1 protein-coding gene is annotated in these 369 nt (G+C 57.7%); it reads right to left on the reverse strand.

Going from position 1 to position 369, the window contains the following annotated elements; translation table 11 throughout:
- Positions 1-369 (reverse strand): phage baseplate assembly protein V (locus C5471_RS23735; protein WP_242688869.1); only part of this gene is annotated, 369 nt, incomplete at both ends.

A 369-nucleotide genomic window follows, 5' to 3' on the forward strand; every position in this document is an offset into this window, starting at 1 on the left:
GGTGTTTTGAGTCGTGCAGCGCATGGGCGATATAAGGCCGATCCGGGTCGCCCCCTTCAAATGCGATCGCCACCTCGGTACCATCAAGCAATGGCCAGTGAAAACCGTAGGTGTCACCCGCGTAGGGGCGAGCCAGACGCACCCACAGGCTTTCTCCCCCTTTCAACCATTCCGCCCGGTCAAAATCAAACGCCACCCGGTACAACCCGTCTTTATCAATATCCCCGTACCGGTCGTTCACTACGGTGCTGCTCACCCTGGCGGGCAAGGTGCCCGCTATCCGCGGTTTGGGGATTAATTCAGGCCGAAAACAGATGTTTTCCGCGTAGGGAATAGCGGTGAACGCCATTTCAAAACTGCGATCCCGGC

Origin of the sequence: Photorhabdus tasmaniensis, assembly GCF_011189505.1 — a bacterium.
Lineage (GTDB): Bacteria > Pseudomonadota > Gammaproteobacteria > Enterobacterales > Enterobacteriaceae > Photorhabdus > Photorhabdus tasmaniensis.